Origin of the sequence: Rhizobium vallis (genome assembly GCF_003985155.1) — a bacterium.
Classification (GTDB): domain Bacteria; phylum Pseudomonadota; class Alphaproteobacteria; order Rhizobiales; family Rhizobiaceae; genus Rhizobium; species Rhizobium vallis.
In genome coordinates this window covers 477199-492889 of sequence record NZ_ML133689.1, presented here as the reverse complement: position 1 = coordinate 492889, position 15691 = coordinate 477199, and the positions used below count along the sequence as shown (strand labels likewise).

Genomic DNA, 15691 nt, shown 5'->3' with positions numbered 1-15691 from the left:
CGCTCCAAACTTCCGCCCAGAGCAACAAACCAGCAATCGCCAATCCGCTTGATTTCTTTAGAACGAGAAACTTCGTCGCCAGCAGCGCCGCCGCCCTCGTTCAGTGAGTGGGCTTATAGAACTAACCAATCAGATCAGTCAACAGCGCTTTTCGAAAAAAATGAAATTTCTTTCAGGCTATTGTTTTTACAGGAGAAATTAAGAACGGCGCTCAAATGTGATCGTTTCCCGGATTCCGAGCGGCCTAATACGGCTGGGAAAAATGAACGTCCTTCGACTTTTCGTGGAAAGAACGCTCTTTTGTCTCCCGCGCCCCGACATCATCACAATCTGCTGGTCTTAAAGAGACACACGATTCACACAGGCAAACGTAAGCAAACTGCCTTTCTGGGGTGATTTGACTTCCATGCCCAAAATATGCACATCTTTCGCCCCAGCCAGGATGGCCAAACAATGCTCCCTCAGACGTCGAATGTAAGGACGCGGACCAGACTGCCATGATGACGGAGAAAATGATGATCCGCTCGTTGGGCAACGAGCCTCCGCTTCTGGCAGACGGCAGGCGCGCACCCGATCGGCGCGAGGTTTCTCTGCGCTGGCTCTCGGGCACGTTCCTCACCGGGATTACATCGTCCGTCCTGATGGGTGTCGCTCTTTTTGCCGCCCTTGACGGCCGTCAGCAACTGGCGATCCCCGCCGAAGCTTACGCGAGCGCCGCGGCAGATGCGCATGAGGATACGGCAGTGGTCCGTGGCGGCCGGCTGATTGCGCCTGCAATTGCCGCGAAACCTTCCGACCGCGCCATCATGGAAGTTTCGACCGTCGTCCACGACGGTGAGAAGGAAGTCGTGCGCCGCCAGCCTTTCGCACATGTGAAGATGACGCTGGCCGCCAACCATGTGGCAACCGAGGACTATCCCGACTTCGATCCCCTGGCGATCTTTTCCGCCGACGAGCCGCAGCCCGCGCCGCAAAGCCGCACCGGTGCCATTTACGGTTCCGACGTCGAATCCGAAGTCAGCCTGAAGACCATCCCCTTCCCCACAGGCAAGTCCAACCTGCAGATGGCGTCTGGCCTGTCGCTCGAAGAGATCGAAGAAAACGTGCGCTCCAACGGTTCAGTGCTGACCGATGGCAACACCCAGCTCGCGGCCCTCTATTACGTCGACCCGCGCCGTTTCTCCAACGAGGATGCCGATGTCGATCTGACTGCGGGTCTCTCCGCCCGCGTGCTCGAACAGAATATGACGGTCTCCGCGCCGGAATCGATCACGCCGCAGACCGAGGAATTCGCCGACGACATCCTGCCCGTGCGCGCCGACACGACGATCGCCAAGGCGCTGACCGATTCGGGCTATCCGCAGCAATATGCCGATGGCATCGCCGGCTATATCTCGCAGCAGCTCGGCGCCGGCAGCCTGGAGAAGGGCGACGTGCTGCGCATTGGTATTATCCAGAAGGGCGAGCAGGCAAAGATCATCCGGGCCAGCGTCTATCGCGGCACGCGCCATCTCGTCACGGTCGCTGTCGACGACAAGGGCAGATACGTGCGGGGCAACGAGCCGCCGATGCTAGATGCAATCGCCACGGCCTTCGACGACAATTCCTTCGCCCCGCCGCCCGGCCAGAACCTGCCGCGCGTCTATGACGGCATCTATCGCGCCGCCCTTTCCTACGGCATGACCAAGGATATGACGGCGCTGATCATCAAGCTGCTTGCCAGCAATGTCGATTTCCAGGCGCAGCTGCGGCCGACCGATGCTCTTGAGGCCTTCTTCTCCGTCGCTGACAGCGCCGGCCAGGCGACCGAAGATTCCGAATTGCTTTACGTCAACGCCCGTTTCGGCGATACGCAGACACGCTTCTACCGCTTCCAGGATCCCGAAGACGGCACGGTCGATTATTTCGACGAAAGCGGCAAGAGCATTCGCCAGTTCCTGCTGCGCAATCCGGTTCCGAACGGCATCTTCAAATCAGGCTTCGGCATGCGCCGTCACCCGATCCTCGGTTTCGCCCGCATGCATACCGGCGTCGATTGGGCGGCACCCCGCGGTACGGCCATCATCGCCGCCGGCAACGGCACGGTCGAAAAGGCCGGCTGGGATTCCGGCGGCTACGGCAACCAGACGATCATCCGCCATGCCAATGGCTATGAATCCTCCTATAATCACCAGAGCGCCATCGCCAAGGGCGTCGTGCCCGGCGCCAAGATCCGCCAGGGCCAGGTCATCGGCTGGGTCGGCACGACGGGTGAATCCACCGGCCCGCACCTGCACTACGAATTGATCGTCAACGGCACCAAGGTCGATCCGCTGCGCATCCGCCTGCCGGGCGGCAAATCCCTGCAGGGCGAAGCGCTGGCTAAGTTCGAGGACGAGCGCAAGCGCATCGATACGTTGCTCAACAACCAGACGCCGGATCAGGTAGCGAGCAAGTAACTTCCCACACACAAAAATGGCGGCCGAAGCCGCCATTCCTCATTGCCTGGAAAACCGGATCACGCCGCTTCGCTTACCGTCTGCCGTGTCCTGAACTGCAGCCGGTCCGAGCCGCTCGTCACCTTCACCGTCGACCCGTCGGGCACCTGGCCGGACAAGATCTGCTCGGCCAGCGGATCCTGCACGAATTTCTGGATCACCCGCTTCAGCGGCCTTGCGCCATAGATCGGATCGTAACCCTTGTTCGCCAGCCAGTGGCGCGCTTCCTCGTCGAGATCGATGACGATCTTACGCTCGGACAACAGAGCCACCAGCCGTTTCAGCTGGATATCGACGATCGCGCCCATCTCCTCGCGCTTGAGGCGATGGAAGAGGATGATCTCGTCGATGCGGTTCAGGAATTCCGGCCGGAAATGCCCGCGCACGACATCCATCACCTGTTCGCGAACCGTATCGCTATCGTCGCCGTCCCTGAGCTGTGTCAGGTATTCGGCGCCGAGGTTCGAGGTCATGATGATCATCGTATTGCGGAAATCGACCGTCCGACCCTGACCATCCGTCAGGCGTCCGTCATCCAGCACCTGCAACAGGATGTTGAAGACGTCGGGATGGGCCTTTTCGATCTCGTCGAACAGCACGACCTGATAGGGCCTGCGGCGTACGGCTTCCGTCAATGCTCCACCTTCGTCATAGCCGACATAGCCGGGAGGCGCGCCGATCAGCCGGGCAACGGAGTGTTTCTCCATATATTCCGACATGTCCATGCGCACCATCGCCGTCTCGTCGTCGAAGAGAAAACGGGCGAGCGCCTTGGTAAGCTCAGTCTTGCCGACGCCGGTCGGGCCGAGGAAGATGAACGAGCCGATAGGCCGGTTCGGATCCTGTAGCCCGGCGCGCGCACGCCGCACCGCCCGCGACACAGCCTGAACCGCGTCGCCCTGACCGATCACCGATTTCGCCAGCTCGTCTTCCATCCGCAGCAGCTTGTCGCGTTCGCCTTCCAGCATCTTGTCGACGGGAATACCGGTCCAGCGGGAAACGACATGGGCGATATTGTCGGGAGTGACGACCTCCTGCACCATCGCGCCGCGATCGCCATCCTGCTTCTCGGCTTCAACGAGCTGCTTTTCGAGATCCGGAATGACACCGTAGGTTAGCTCACCGGCGCGCTGGAATTCACCCTTGCGCTGGGCAATCGCCAGTTCGTTGCGGGCGTCGTCAAGCTGCTTCTTGAGATCGGCGGCAAGCCCGAGCTTTTGCTTCTCCGACTGCCAGCGGGCCGTCAGCGCATCGGCCTCTTCTTCGAGGTCGGTGAGTTCGGTCTCCAACCGCTTCAGCCGGTCGGCGGAAGCGACGTCGGTTTCCTTTTTCAGCGCCTCGCGCTCGATTTTCAGCTGGATGATGCGGCGGTCGAGCTCATCGAGCTCTTCCGGCTTGGAATCCACCTGCATGCGCAGGCGCGCAGCCGCCTCATCCATCAGATCGATCGCCTTATCCGGCAGGAAGCGGTCGGTGATATAGCGGTTGGAAAGGGTCGCCGCTGCCACCAGCGCTGCATCGGCGATGCGCACCTTGTGATGCTGCTCGTATTTCTCCTTCAGGCCGCGCAGGATCGAGATCGTGTCCTCGACCGTCGGTTCGTCGACAACGACGGGCTGGAAACGGCGGGCAAGGGCCGGGTCCTTCTCGACATGTTTGCGATATTCGTCGAGCGTGGTCGCGCCGACGCAATGCAGCTCGCCGCGGGCAAGGGCGGGCTTCAGGAGATTGGAGGCGTCCATCGCCCCGTCCGCCTTGCCGGCGCCGACCAGCGTGTGCATTTCGTCGATGAACAGGATGATCTCGCCGTTCTCCGCCTGCACTTCGTTGAGCACGGCCTTCAGCCGCTCCTCGAATTCGCCGCGGTACTTCGCACCTGCGATCAGCGCGCCCATGTCGAGCGCCATCAGCTTCTTGTCCTTGAGCGATTCCGGCACGTCGCCATTGACGATGCGCAGCGCCAGGCCTTCGACGATCGCCGTCTTGCCGACGCCGGGTTCGCCGATCAGCACCGGATTGTTCTTGGTGCGGCGGGACAGGACCTGGATGGTGCGGCGGATTTCGTCATCGCGGCCGATCACCGGGTCGAGCTTGCCCTCGCGAGCCTCGGCGGTGAGGTCACGGGCGAACTTTTTCAACGAATCGAAACCTTGCTCAGCATTGGAAGAATCCGCCGTCCGCCCCTTGCGGATGTCGTTGATGACCTGGTTGAGGCCCTGGGCCGTCACGCCCGCATTCTTCAGCGTCGAAAAGGTCGAGGCGGAGGATTCGATCGCCAATGCCTGCAGCAGGCGCTCGACGGTGACGAAACTGTCACCTGCCTTCTTGGCCGCCTCCTCGGCAGTCGAAAGGACCTTTGCGAGCGGCTGCGCCAGATAGATGTTGCCGCCGCCGCCTGATATTTTCGGCAACTTGGCAAGGGCCGCGTCATTGGCAAGGCGAGCAGCCTTGGCATCGCCGCCGGCACGCTCGATCAGCGAGGCGGCCATGCCCTGGTCGTCGTCGAGCAGGACCTTGAGCACATGTTCGGGCGTGAATTGCTGATGACCCTGGGCCAAAGCGTAGGTCTGGGCCGACTGGATGAAACCGCGCACCCGCTCGGAATATTTCTCGATATTCATATTCTACCTCCATGGATCGCCCTGCCCTCATAAGGCGCAGACCGATGATTGAGATCGACCCCCTGAAAAGGCGGGCCGCGCTTGGCTCGTCTGGGATTTGAGCGAAGCAGTCGAGGAGAATATGGTACCCTGTTTCGGGAGTTTAAAGAGCCCGCGAAATGAAAATCCCCGGCACAAGGCCGGGGATTTTCAAGGAATTCGATCGGATGACATGACACCCGGCTCTCTACCAACCGAGAGAGCTAAATCCTTCATTCCGATGCTGCGTCGGCCAGAACAGGCGCTTCGGCAGAAGCATCCTCGCCTTCGGCGGCTGCATCGCCTTCCGCACCGCGACGCGGGCGGCGCGGGCGGCTGCCGGCGCTGCGGCGGCGGGGCTGGCGTTCGCGCGGCTGGCCGGCGGAACCGTCCTCGTCCATGGCGACCTCGGCCGGAATGCCTTCGATCTCCGGCTGCGGGCCGGTTCCATCGATGACCTCAGGCTGCGATGCCACCGGTGCTGGAGCGGGGGCCGGCTGCGGCTGCGACTGAGGTTTAGGCTGCGGCTGGTGCTGCCTGTTCTGCGGCGGCTGGACGATAACGACATCGTCGCCGTCATTGTCGTTGTTATCGATGTCTTCGCCGTCACGGTCCGCACCGTCGCGATCATTGTATTCGCCGCGATCGTCGCGCTGGAAGCGTTCCTGCATCTGCGCCTGGGCGCTGGCAATGATACGATTGTAGTGTTCGGCGTGCTGGAGATAGTTCTCAGCAATGACGCGGTCGCCGGAGCTCTGGGCGTCGCGGGCGAGCTGCGCGTATTTTTCGGCGATATGCTGGGCAGTACCGCGAATCTTCACATCGGGGCCGGAGCTGTCATAGGTCCGGGTCAGCGGATTGCCGCCCTTGCGGTTGAAATTGTTGTTATTGTTATTTCCACCGCCGCCATTGTTATTGTTGTTGTTACCACGCCCTCGACCGCGCTTGTTCTGCTGTCCTGGCCTCATAGATCGTTCACCTGAATTCTCTGTTTGTGATGGATACATGGCACCAACCGCCATGACCGGAAAACCGGGTCAGGACCTTTGTGCCGCGAGCATACTGCGCCTTTGCGCCGACCTGCCGCTTGGTTCTCAAGTCAGTTTGACTGATTCACGCGTTGGGTCGTGTTCAACCGTTGAAACTCTCGTTTAAAAGAGCGGACCCCCGAGGCAAACCAAGTACCGAACGAATCTCGTTCATTCCTATCTGCCCAACACGTGACCGCAACCTATATTGCTTCCCCCGGAAATCCAAGCCTTTTCTTCGCAATAGCAATAATGTTCTGTTCAATGCCGGCATTATCGCCCGTCACGCGAGCGCGAACACGAGCACCCTGTCGTTCTGACCATAATCTTTAACGGATTTGAGGCACCTGAAGCCTTCCGCTTCGAAGATCGCCATCACATCGTTTCGCTGATCGTAGCCGATTTCCAGTCCGACGACCCCGTTGGGTCTGATGAACCTTGCCGCATCCTTGGCTATGGCTTTATAGGCGTCAAGCCCATCCGGGCCGCCATCCAGCGCTACAACCGGATCAAATTTCGTCACTTCGGGAGCGAGATCGTGAATGACATTGGAAGCAATATAGGGCGGATTTGAGACAATCGCGTGAAACGAGCCCCGAATGTTCTCGAACCATTTCGACTGCACGGCCTGAAAGCGATCCTGCAACCCATTTCTTTCCGCGTTTGACTTCGCCGTCCGAAGTGCATCCGACGATATGTCGCTGCCGATACCTGACGCATCGGGACATTCGCTCAAAAGCGCAAGGCATATTGCCCCGGTCCCGGTTCCGATATCAAGGATATGGAGACGGCCCTCAGCCTTTGCAAGGTCCTTGAGATAGACAAGCACCGTATCGACCAGGATTTCCGTATCCGGGCGCGGTTCCAGCGTTTCCGCCGAGAGCCCCAGCGGCAGGCCGTAGAATTCCCGCTCACCGAGAATACGGTGCACCGGCTCATGGGCAAGCCGCCGCTCCAGCGCCTTCGAAATCTCTCCGGCCTGCTCTGGAGAAAGACCCTCGGCCGATCGCGTCAAGAGTTCGGTCGATGATAGTTTCAGCAGGCCTGCGACAAGCAGCCGCGCGTCGGTCGCCGGATCGGCGATACCGCCTTCTGTGAAGCGGCGCCGCGCTTCGGCAAGCATCTCGGCGACCGTCGGGCTCACGGCTGTTCGCCGAGCTGCGCCAGCTGGCTTGCCTGGTAATCCGCCATCAGCGCGTCGACGACTTCCTCGATCTCGCCTTCCATCATCCGGTCCAGCTTGTAGAGCGTCAGATTGATGCGGTGGTCCGTCACGCGACCCTGCGGAAAATTATAGGTGCGGATGCGCTCGGAGCGGTCGCCGGAGCCGACCTGGCTCTTGCGGTCGGCCGAACGCTCGCTGTCAGCCCGCTGCCGCTCGGCGTCATAAAGCCGGGAGCGCAGCACCTGCATCGCCTTGGCGCGGTTCTGGTGTTGTGATTTTTCCGAGCTGGTGACGACGATGCCGGTCGGCAGGTGGGTGATGCGCACGGCCGAATCCGTCGTGTTGACGTGCTGGCCGCCGGCGCCCGAAGAGCGCATCGTGTCGATGCGGATATCTTCCGACCGGATCTCGATGTCGATCTCCTCGGCCTCCGGCAGCACCGCCACTGTCGCAGCCGACGTATGGATGCGCCCGCCCGCCTCGGTTTCCGGAACGCGCTGAACGCGGTGCACGCCGGATTCGAATTTCAGCTTGGCGAACACGCCCCGGCCGGTGATCGTCGCGATGATTTCCTTGTAACCGCCCGCTTCGCCCTCGCTTGCCGAGAGAACCTCCACCTTCCAGCCCTTCTCGGCCGCGAAACGCTCGTACATGCGAAAGAGATCGCCGGCGAATAGTGCGGCTTCCGAGCCGCCCGTGCCGGCGCGAATTTCGAGGATCGCGCTCTTTTCATCAGCCGCATCCTTCGGCAGAAGCAGGATCTGCATCTCCTGCTCCAGCACCTCGATCCGTTCCTTCACCTCGGGCAACTCGAGTTCGGCGAGATCGCGCATTTCACGGTCGACCGATTTGTCTTCGAGCAGCGCGTCGAGATCGGCAAGCTCCGCGACCACCTTTTCATAGGCGCGGATCTTCGTGACGACAGGCTGCAGCTCGGAATATTCGGATGCCAGCTTCACATAGACGTCGGCGGCGGGACCGGCCGACATGCGCGCCTCGATCTCGCCGAAACGGCGTTCCAGATCGCGCATCTTTTCAACGGGAAGCTTCGCCACCCTTCACTCCGATTCTTCTTATATCCGTCTAAAGGGGAATATTGTGGCTCTCGGCGAAGCGGGCAAGCACCTCGCGCATCGGCGCCGTCGCGTGGGTATCGTCCAGCACCTCGTCCATCGCCTTCGTCAGCGCGCCGACATCGAGCCCGAGCAGCATGGCCTTGACGGGTCCGATCGAGGCCGGCGACATCGAAATCGAGCGGAAGCCGATGCCGAGCAGCGCCATCGCCGAGATCGGCTTGCCGGCAAGCTCGCCGCAGAGGGTCACCGGTGTCTTGTTCCGGTCCGCCCCACGCACGATATCGCGAAGAATGCGCAAAAACGGCTTGCCGAGCGGATCGAACCGGTCCGAAACCCGTGCATTGCCGCGATCGACGGCCATCGAGAACTGGAAGAGGTCGTTCGAACCGACCGAGACGAAATCGACCGCTTCCATCAGCTCGTCGAGCTGCCACAGCAGTGCGGGCACCTCAAGCATCGCCCCAAATTGCAGCTTGCGCGGCAGCCCGTGGCCGAAACGGGAGAGGTGCTGCACTTCCTTCTGCAAGAGCTCGCGCACCATCTTCAGCTCGGAAACCTCGGTCACCATCGGCACCATCAGTTTCAGCTCGGTGTCGGCGGATGCCTTCAGCAGCGCACGCAGCTGGGTTCGCAGCAGCCCCGGCCGGTCGAGCGACAGCCGGATGGCGCGCCAGCCGAGCGCGGGGTTTTCTTCCTCGTGGCCGCGGAAATAGGGCACGACCTTGTCGCCGCCGATATCGAGCGTACGGAAGGTGACGACACGACCCGCCGCCTGTTTGATCACATTGCGGTAGAACTGCTCCTGCTCCTCCGCCTTCGGCATGGTGGAGGCGATCATGAACTGCAGCTCGGTGCGAAAGAGGCCGATGCCCTCCGCACCCGATTCCGAAAGCTGCGGCAGATCGACCAGCAGGCCTGCATTCATCATAAGCGAGATGCGCTGCCCGTCCTTGGTGACCGGCTCGAGGGCGCGCAGCGCCCGGAACTGCTCCTGCCTTCTGGCGCGGAACCGGACCTTTTCCTCGTAGGACCGCCGATGATCGGCCATCGGGCGAAGATGCACATGCCCCTCGTCGGCGTCGATGATGACAGCATCGCCGTTCTCGGCGAGCGCCACCACACCCGCCGCCTGGCCGATGACGGGAATGCCCATGGCGCGCGCGACGATCACCACGTGGCTCGTCACCGCGCCTTCTTCCAACACCAACCCGCGCACATTTGAGCGGGGATAATCGAGCAGTTCGGCCGCTCCCATGGCGCGCGCCAGGATGATCGCGTCGCTGGGGAAACCTTCACCGGTCGTGCGTCCGGTATAACCCGTCAGCTGCCTGAGCAGCCGGTTTGCCAGATCCTCGAAATCATGCATGCGCTCGCGCAGATAAGGGTCGGTCAACCGCATCATCCGCGCCTTGGTGTCGCTCTGTACCTTCTCGACCGCCGCTTCCGCCGTCAGGCCGTTGCGGATCGCCTCCTCGAGCTTGCGCACCCAACCTTGGTCATGCGCGAACATGCGATAGGTTTCGAGCACCTCGCGATGCTCGCCTTCCATCGAAACGTCGCGGCGCGACAGCATGTCGTCGATCGAGATCCTCAGCGATCCCAAGGCTTCCGCCAGCCGCCGGATTTCCTTGTCGGCATCCTCGTTGAGCAGATTGGTCACCACGATGCGCGGCTCGTGCAGCACGACGTAACCGAGGCCAATGCCGTCATTATAGGTATCGCCGTCGATCGTCACCGAGCGTGTCAGGTCGAGTTCGAGGCCCGGCTTGGTGATCTTCTTGAGCTCGCCGGTGGCGATCATCTCGGCAAGCACCATCGCCGTCGTTTCGAGTGCTTCGAGCTCCTCCTCGCGGTAGTTGCGGCTTGCCTTGTTCTGCACGACGAGAACGCCGAGCGAACGCCCGGTTCTCAGAATCGGCACACCCAGGAAGGAATGGTAGATTTCTTCGCCGGTCTCCGGCAGGTAGCGGAAGGCCGGATGCGACTGCGCGTCGGAAAGGTTCAGCGGCTGGGCCGAAGCAGCGATCGTGCCGACGAGGCCCTGGCCCATCTTCAGTTGCGCCAGATGGACGGCCTCGCGGTTGAGGCCCTCGGTCGCGTAGAGTTCGAGCACGCCGTCGGCGCGCAACACATAGACCGAGCAGACCTCGGCCACCATGTTGCCGGCGATCTGTCGGACGATCCGGTCAAGACGATCCTGCGGCTCCAGCGGCTCTGCCATCAACTCGCGCAGCCGCCTGAGCAGCACGCGCGGACCGCCGGAAAGGTCTCTCATGACGTCTCAAGCTCCCGAAACAACGCTCTCAGTCCCGGCGGGCCCGCCTCCGTCTCCTCAACCTGAAGGGGCAGGCCGCCCGCTGGGAATCAATTCTTATCCAGACCGTAGCAGGAATGCAAAGTCCTGACAGCGAGTTCTGCATAGGGACCATCGATCAGGATGGAAATCTTGATCTCGGAGGTGGTGATCGCCTTGATGTTGATGCCTTTTTCGGCAAGTGCACGAAACGCGGTCGCAGCGACGCCCGCATGGCTGCGCATGCCGATACCGATGACCGATACTTTCACCAGCCCCGATTCGTTTTGCACGACATCGTAGCCGATCTTCTCTTTATGGTCGCCGAGCACCTTGATCGCCTTCTCGACGTCGCCCGACGGCACGGTGAAGGTCATGTCGGTCTTCGATCCGTCCTCGGAAATATTCTGGACGATCATGTCGACATTGATATGGGATTCGGCAAGCGGCCCGAAGATCGCGGCGGAGACGCCCGGCCGGTCGGCAAGACGGCGAAGCGAGATCTGAGCCTCATCCTTGGCATAGGCGATGCCGGTGACTACTTCCTGTTCCACGATTTCATCCTCGTCACAAATCAGCGTTCCGGGCGGGTTCAACAGATCGCCCATGCCCGGAGCATCGGGATCTTCGAAAGACGAGCGCACAAAGGTACGCACCTTGTGCACCATGGCAAGCTCGACCGAACGCACCTGCAGCACCTTGGCGCCGAGCGAGGCCATTTCCAGCATTTCCTCGAAGGCGATCTTCTTCAGCCTGCGCGCCTGCGGCACGATCCGCGGATCGGTCGTATAGACACCGTCGACATCGGTATAGATATCGCAGCGATCCGCCTTGACAGCTGCCGCGATGGCCACAGCCGATGTATCCGATCCGCCGCGCCCGAGCGTCGCAAGGCGATTGTCGGGGCCAAGGCCCTGGAAGCCGGCGATGACGGCAACCTGGCCCTCGCCCATCCGCTTGATGATGTCGGAACCGTCGATCTCGAGGATGCGCGCGGCACCATGGGCGTTGTCGGTCCGGATCGGGATCTGCCATCCCTGCCAGGAGCGCGCATTGATATCCATCGCCTGCAATGCGATCGCAAGCAGTCCCGAGGTCACCTGCTCGCCGGAGGCAACCACGGCATCATATTCGCGCGCATCGAAAAAGGGGGAATTGGCGCCGATCACCTTCGGCATGCCCTGCACCCAGCCGACCAGCTCATTGGTCTTGCCGGACATTGCCGAGACGACCACCGCCACCTCGTGGCCGGCATCGACTTCGCGTTTCACGTGGCGGGCAACGTTCTTGATGCGGTCCAGGTCAGCGACGGACGTGCCGCCGAATTTCATTACGATGCGTGCCATATGCCTCTACCACGACTGGCGCCGGAGTGCGGAAACCCGGACCCGGCATCACGAAAGCTCTGGGGCGGACCGCTTGGCAAAAGAGCCGGATTGCCAATTTCTGGAACCGCTCTCAAAGCCCAGGCCCTGAAGGCCCCAAGTTGCGGGGTCTCTTAGCGAGTTTGGCCCGGGGAGGCAAGCGCGCGATAAAAGCAATCGTCGGGCGTCGGCGCGCACGTCAGTCCGCCGATACCGGCGCCCCTTGACTTATGCCCCCGATCGTCCGACTTCACATCTCACGAACGAAGGAGAGGACGATGACGGAAACCGCCAGAAGCACGATCGACCAGGGCGAAGTGGACCGCTTCTCGGCGATGGCGGCGGAATGGTGGAGCCCGACCGGCAAGTTCAAGCCGCTGCACAAGTTCAATCCCGTCCGTCTCGCCTATATAAGAGACAAGGCCTGCGAGAATTTCGGCCGAGATCCGAAAAGCGCCCGTCCGCTCGAGGGGCTGCGCCTGCTCGATATCGGCTGCGGCGGCGGTCTCCTGTCCGAGCCTGTCGCCCGCATGGGTGCCTCCGTCGTCGGCGCTGATCCGTCCGAGAAGAATATCGGCATCGCCTCGACCCACGCGAAGGCCTCCGGCGTTTCGGTCGACTATCGCGCCGTCACCGCCGAGGAGCTTGCCGAGGCCGGCGAGACCTTCGATATCGTCTTGAACATGGAAGTGGTCGAACACGTCGCCGACGTCGAGTTCTTCATGACGACCTGCGCGAAAATGGTCCGCCCCGGCGGCCTGATCTTTGTCGCCACCATCAACCGCACGATGAAGGCTGCGGCGCTCGCCATCTTTGCCGCCGAAAACATTTTACGCTGGCTGCCGCGCGGCACGCATCAGTACGAAAAGCTGGTACGTCCCGAAGAACTGGAAAAGCCGCTCGCGGCAAGCGGCCTCGATATCACCGACCGCACCGGCGTCTTCTTCAACCCGTTGTCGAACCAATGGAACCTGTCCAGCGATATGGACGTGAACTATATGCTGCTGGCGATGCGACCGGCGTAAATTCGCCATCGATTAGCCGACTACAATCCCCAGCTCCTTGCGCCGGGATAACCAGCATAACCAGAGCGTCCGATCAAACCGCAGGCGCGCGCGGCGGCTTCGAAATTCGCGGGCTCGCGGAGAACGAAGCCTTTGACCGCTTCACTTTCGGCGGGGGCGACGTGCAGACCGAAATTGTAAAAGGCCAGACGCGCGGACGGCATCTCAGTTCACGTCTTCCGGCAAAACAGGGATAGCAGCGATTTCGATGCCCTCTTCCACGAGCGCCTGTGCCTCGTCGACCGTTGCCTGGCCGATGATTCCGCGGGCGTCCGCCTCACCATAGTGGATCTTGCGCGCTTCCTCGGGGAACTTCGCGCCGACATCCTCGGAATTGGCCTTGACCGCCGCGACGGCCTCTTTCAGCTTTTGCACGGCCTCCCGGCGCATCGCATCCATCGCCAGTGTCTGCCTCTCGTCCTTCTTGCGCGCGGTCGATACCGAGGGCGCCATCAGGAGCTTGGAAATGGCGGCGGAATGGCAGACGGGACACGTCAGGAAACCGGTCTCGACCTGACGGTCGAAATCAGCGCTTTCCGAAAACCAGCCTTCGAATTCATGGGCATTGTCACAGGTGAGGGAATAGCGGATCAAGCGGCGACGCCTCCTGCGACTGCCCCCGCGATCTTCTCGACCGAGAATTCCCGACCGTTCCTGAGATTCGGGATCTTGTCATGGGCGGCCTTGACCGCGCCGCGATCGATTTCGGCGATGATAACAGCCTCGCCAGTGGCGCCGGCCGAGGCCAGCACCGTGCCCCAGGGATCGATGATCATCGAATGACCGAAGGTTTCGCGCCCGTCCTCGTGCCGGCCGGCCTGCGCGGCGGCGATGACGAAGACACCATTCTCGATTGCCCGTGCCCTCAGCAGGATTTCCCAATGCGCCTCGCCGGTCTGCCTGGTGAAGGCGGCGGGAACCGTCATTACCTCGGCGCCGGCGACGGCCTGGGCGCGAAAGAGCGCCGGGAACCGAACATCGTAGCAAATGGCAAAACCCATTTCCGCAAAGGGCAGCGATACGACGCGCGCTTCCGAGCCGGCCGTATAGGCGGAACTTTCGCGCCAGCTCTCACCATTGTCGAGGTCGACGTCGAACATGTGGATCTTGTCGTAGCGATTGAGAATCCGGCCGTCGGGACCAAACAGGAAACCGCGATTGGCGATCTTGCCGTCGGCGAGTGCAATCGCCGTCGAGCCGACATGCATGTAGATGCCGAGTTCCCCAGCGAGTTCGGAGCCGGTCTTGATGATGATATCATGCGTCTCGTCGGCAAGCACGGCGCGCGCCGCTGCGCGGTCGCGCTGCAGCATGCCGGTCATTTCGGGCGTCTGCACATAGGTCGCGCCCTGGGCGGCCGCCTCGCGCACCAGCCGCGCCATGGCGGCGGCGTTCCGCACCGGATCAACCCCGGAGCACATCTGAACGGCGGCGGCCTTGAAGTTCATCGGTTTTTCCTTAAGCCACTAGCATCGGATCGAGCTTGCCGGCCCGATCGAGCGCAAAAAGATCGTCACAGCCGCCGACATGATCGGCGCCGATGAAGATCTGCGGGAAGGTGGTGCGCCCATTCGCCTTGCCGATCATCTCCTGGCGAAGATCCGGCGAGAAAGTCGCGTCGTGCTCGACATATTCGACGCCCTTTTCTTCGAGAAGGGACTTGGCGCGGGAGCAATAGCCGCAGAACTGCCGTGTATAGATCGTGACGGGTACCATGATATCTCCAGACGGATGCCGGGTATTTTCTGTCATATAGGCTCGGAAAGAGCCCTTGCAAAGGTCAAAACCGTGATATCCGCCGCCCCCGCCTTGCGTAGCGTCCGGCTTGCTGCGGCGACCGTAGCCCCTGTCGTATAGACGTCGTCGATGAGCACGATGCGCTTGCCGAAGACATCGTTTTCGCAACCCTTGGCAATCGCGAAAGCGCCCCTGACATTGTCTTCGCGCGCCTTCGCACCAAGACCGACCTGCTGGCTGGTGCGCTTGACGCGGATGAGGCTGCCGGCAGACAGCGGCTTGCCCGAAAGCTTTGCCATATGGCGGGCTAGCTCGGCCGCCTGGTTGAACTTGCGTGCCAGCATGCGGGTGCGATGCAACGGCACCGGGATCAGCGCATCGCAGCTTTCGACTGTCCCATCGGAGGCGCGCAGCATCCAGGCTGCCATCATCGGCGCAAGATCGGTCCGGTCGCGATATTTGAGCCCATGGACGAGATCGCGGACCGCATGGTCGTGGGTCGCCGCCGATCGGAGCCGGTCGAAGGGCGGCGGATTGGCGATTGCCTCGGCACTCAAGATGCCGGCGCCGAGATCGTGCGAGAAAGGAATGCCGAGCACCTCGCAATAGGGCCGTTCGATGAATCGGATGCCGGACCAGCATTTCGCGCAGAGGCCGCGATGGCCGCCTGTGGAAACGCCGCAGACGGAACAGGCTGGCGGATAGAGGAAATCCGCAAGGGCCGAAAACGGCCGCAGGATATGCGCGCGCAGAAACTCTGCCGGCTGGCCAAAATCGATCGATTTCATGCCGTCGAGACTAGCCTGTTCTCCCCGAAAGGAAAATCGCCTTGCCGCTTCAGCGAGGCG

At 61.6% G+C, this 15691-nt stretch carries 13 protein-coding genes and 1 pseudogene; 3 read left to right on the top strand and 11 right to left on the bottom strand.

Annotated elements, in window-relative coordinates:
- Positions 1 to 396: hypothetical protein (locus EFQ99_RS35350; RefSeq protein ID WP_208722764.1), on the top strand; the 396-nt coding region annotated here is incomplete at its 5' end.
- 101 nt (positions 397 to 497) lie between these two features.
- Entirely contained in the window at positions 498 to 2438 is a 1941-nt protein-coding gene (locus tag EFQ99_RS15505) for a M23 family metallopeptidase (RefSeq protein WP_126921883.1), read from the top strand.
- Between the two features lie 59 nt (positions 2439 to 2497).
- Here the strand turns inward: EFQ99_RS15505 and clpB are convergent, their stop codons facing one another.
- From clpB to EFQ99_RS15475, 6 genes are all read right to left on the bottom strand, one after another.
- Positions 2498 to 5098: an ATP-dependent chaperone ClpB gene (gene clpB / locus EFQ99_RS15500; protein ID WP_126921882.1), complete on the bottom strand. Its 2601-nt coding sequence runs from the start codon at positions 5096 to 5098 to the stop codon at positions 2498 to 2500.
- 251 nt (positions 5099 to 5349) lie between these two features.
- Positions 5350 to 6084, bottom strand: coding sequence for a DUF4167 domain-containing protein (locus EFQ99_RS15495; RefSeq protein ID WP_126921881.1), 735 nt, complete (start codon positions 6082 to 6084; stop codon positions 5350 to 5352).
- Positions 6085 to 6427: 343 nt separating this feature from the next.
- Positions 6428 to 7288, bottom strand: a complete 861-nt coding sequence (gene prmC, locus EFQ99_RS15490; protein ID WP_126921880.1) for a peptide chain release factor N(5)-glutamine methyltransferase — start codon at positions 7286 to 7288, stop codon at positions 6428 to 6430.
- Positions 7285 to 8364 (bottom strand): peptide chain release factor 1, encoded by a 1080-nt coding sequence (gene prfA / locus EFQ99_RS15485; protein ID WP_126921879.1) that lies wholly within the window; start codon positions 8362 to 8364, stop codon positions 7285 to 7287. Before prfA ends, prmC begins: the two co-directional genes overlap by 4 nt.
- A 28-nt stretch (positions 8365 to 8392) precedes the next feature.
- The gene (gene ptsP / locus EFQ99_RS15480) at positions 8393 to 10660 is read right to left on the bottom strand and encodes a phosphoenolpyruvate--protein phosphotransferase (protein WP_126921878.1); all 2268 of its coding nucleotides are present in this window, start codon (positions 10658 to 10660) and stop codon (positions 8393 to 8395) included.
- An 89-nt stretch (positions 10661 to 10749) separates the two neighbouring features.
- Positions 10750 to 12024: an aspartate kinase gene (locus EFQ99_RS15475; protein ID WP_126921877.1), complete on the bottom strand. Its 1275-nt coding sequence runs from the start codon at positions 12022 to 12024 to the stop codon at positions 10750 to 10752.
- Between the two features lie 296 nt (positions 12025 to 12320).
- Here EFQ99_RS15475 and ubiG point away from each other — a divergent pair, with 296 nt between their 5' ends.
- Entirely contained in the window at positions 12321 to 13067 is a 747-nt protein-coding gene (ubiG, locus tag EFQ99_RS15470) for a bifunctional 2-polyprenyl-6-hydroxyphenol methylase/3-demethylubiquinol 3-O-methyltransferase UbiG (RefSeq protein WP_126921876.1), read from the top strand.
- Positions 13068 to 13093: 26 nt separating this feature from the next.
- Here ubiG and EFQ99_RS35495 read toward each other — a convergent pair.
- From EFQ99_RS35495 to EFQ99_RS15445, 5 genes and pseudogenes are all read right to left on the bottom strand, one after another.
- Positions 13094 to 13270, bottom strand: a pseudogene (locus EFQ99_RS35495) (DUF3291 domain-containing protein); the annotation flags it as partial.
- A gap of 1 nt (position 13271) precedes the next feature.
- Positions 13272 to 13700, bottom strand: a complete 429-nt coding sequence (locus EFQ99_RS15460) for a DUF1178 family protein (RefSeq protein WP_126921875.1) — start codon at positions 13698 to 13700, stop codon at positions 13272 to 13274.
- Positions 13697 to 14554, bottom strand: coding sequence for a carbon-nitrogen hydrolase family protein (locus tag EFQ99_RS15455; protein WP_126921874.1), 858 nt, complete (start codon positions 14552 to 14554; stop codon positions 13697 to 13699). Before EFQ99_RS15455 ends, EFQ99_RS15460 begins: the two co-directional genes overlap by 4 nt.
- A gap of 10 nt (positions 14555 to 14564) precedes the next feature.
- Positions 14565 to 14822: a glutaredoxin 3 gene (gene grxC / locus EFQ99_RS15450; RefSeq protein WP_126921873.1), complete on the bottom strand. Its 258-nt coding sequence runs from the start codon at positions 14820 to 14822 to the stop codon at positions 14565 to 14567.
- Between the two features lie 32 nt (positions 14823 to 14854).
- Entirely contained in the window at positions 14855 to 15631 is a 777-nt protein-coding gene (locus EFQ99_RS15445; protein ID WP_126921872.1) for a ComF family protein, read from the bottom strand.
- Positions 15632 to 15691: the final 60 nt, after the last annotated feature.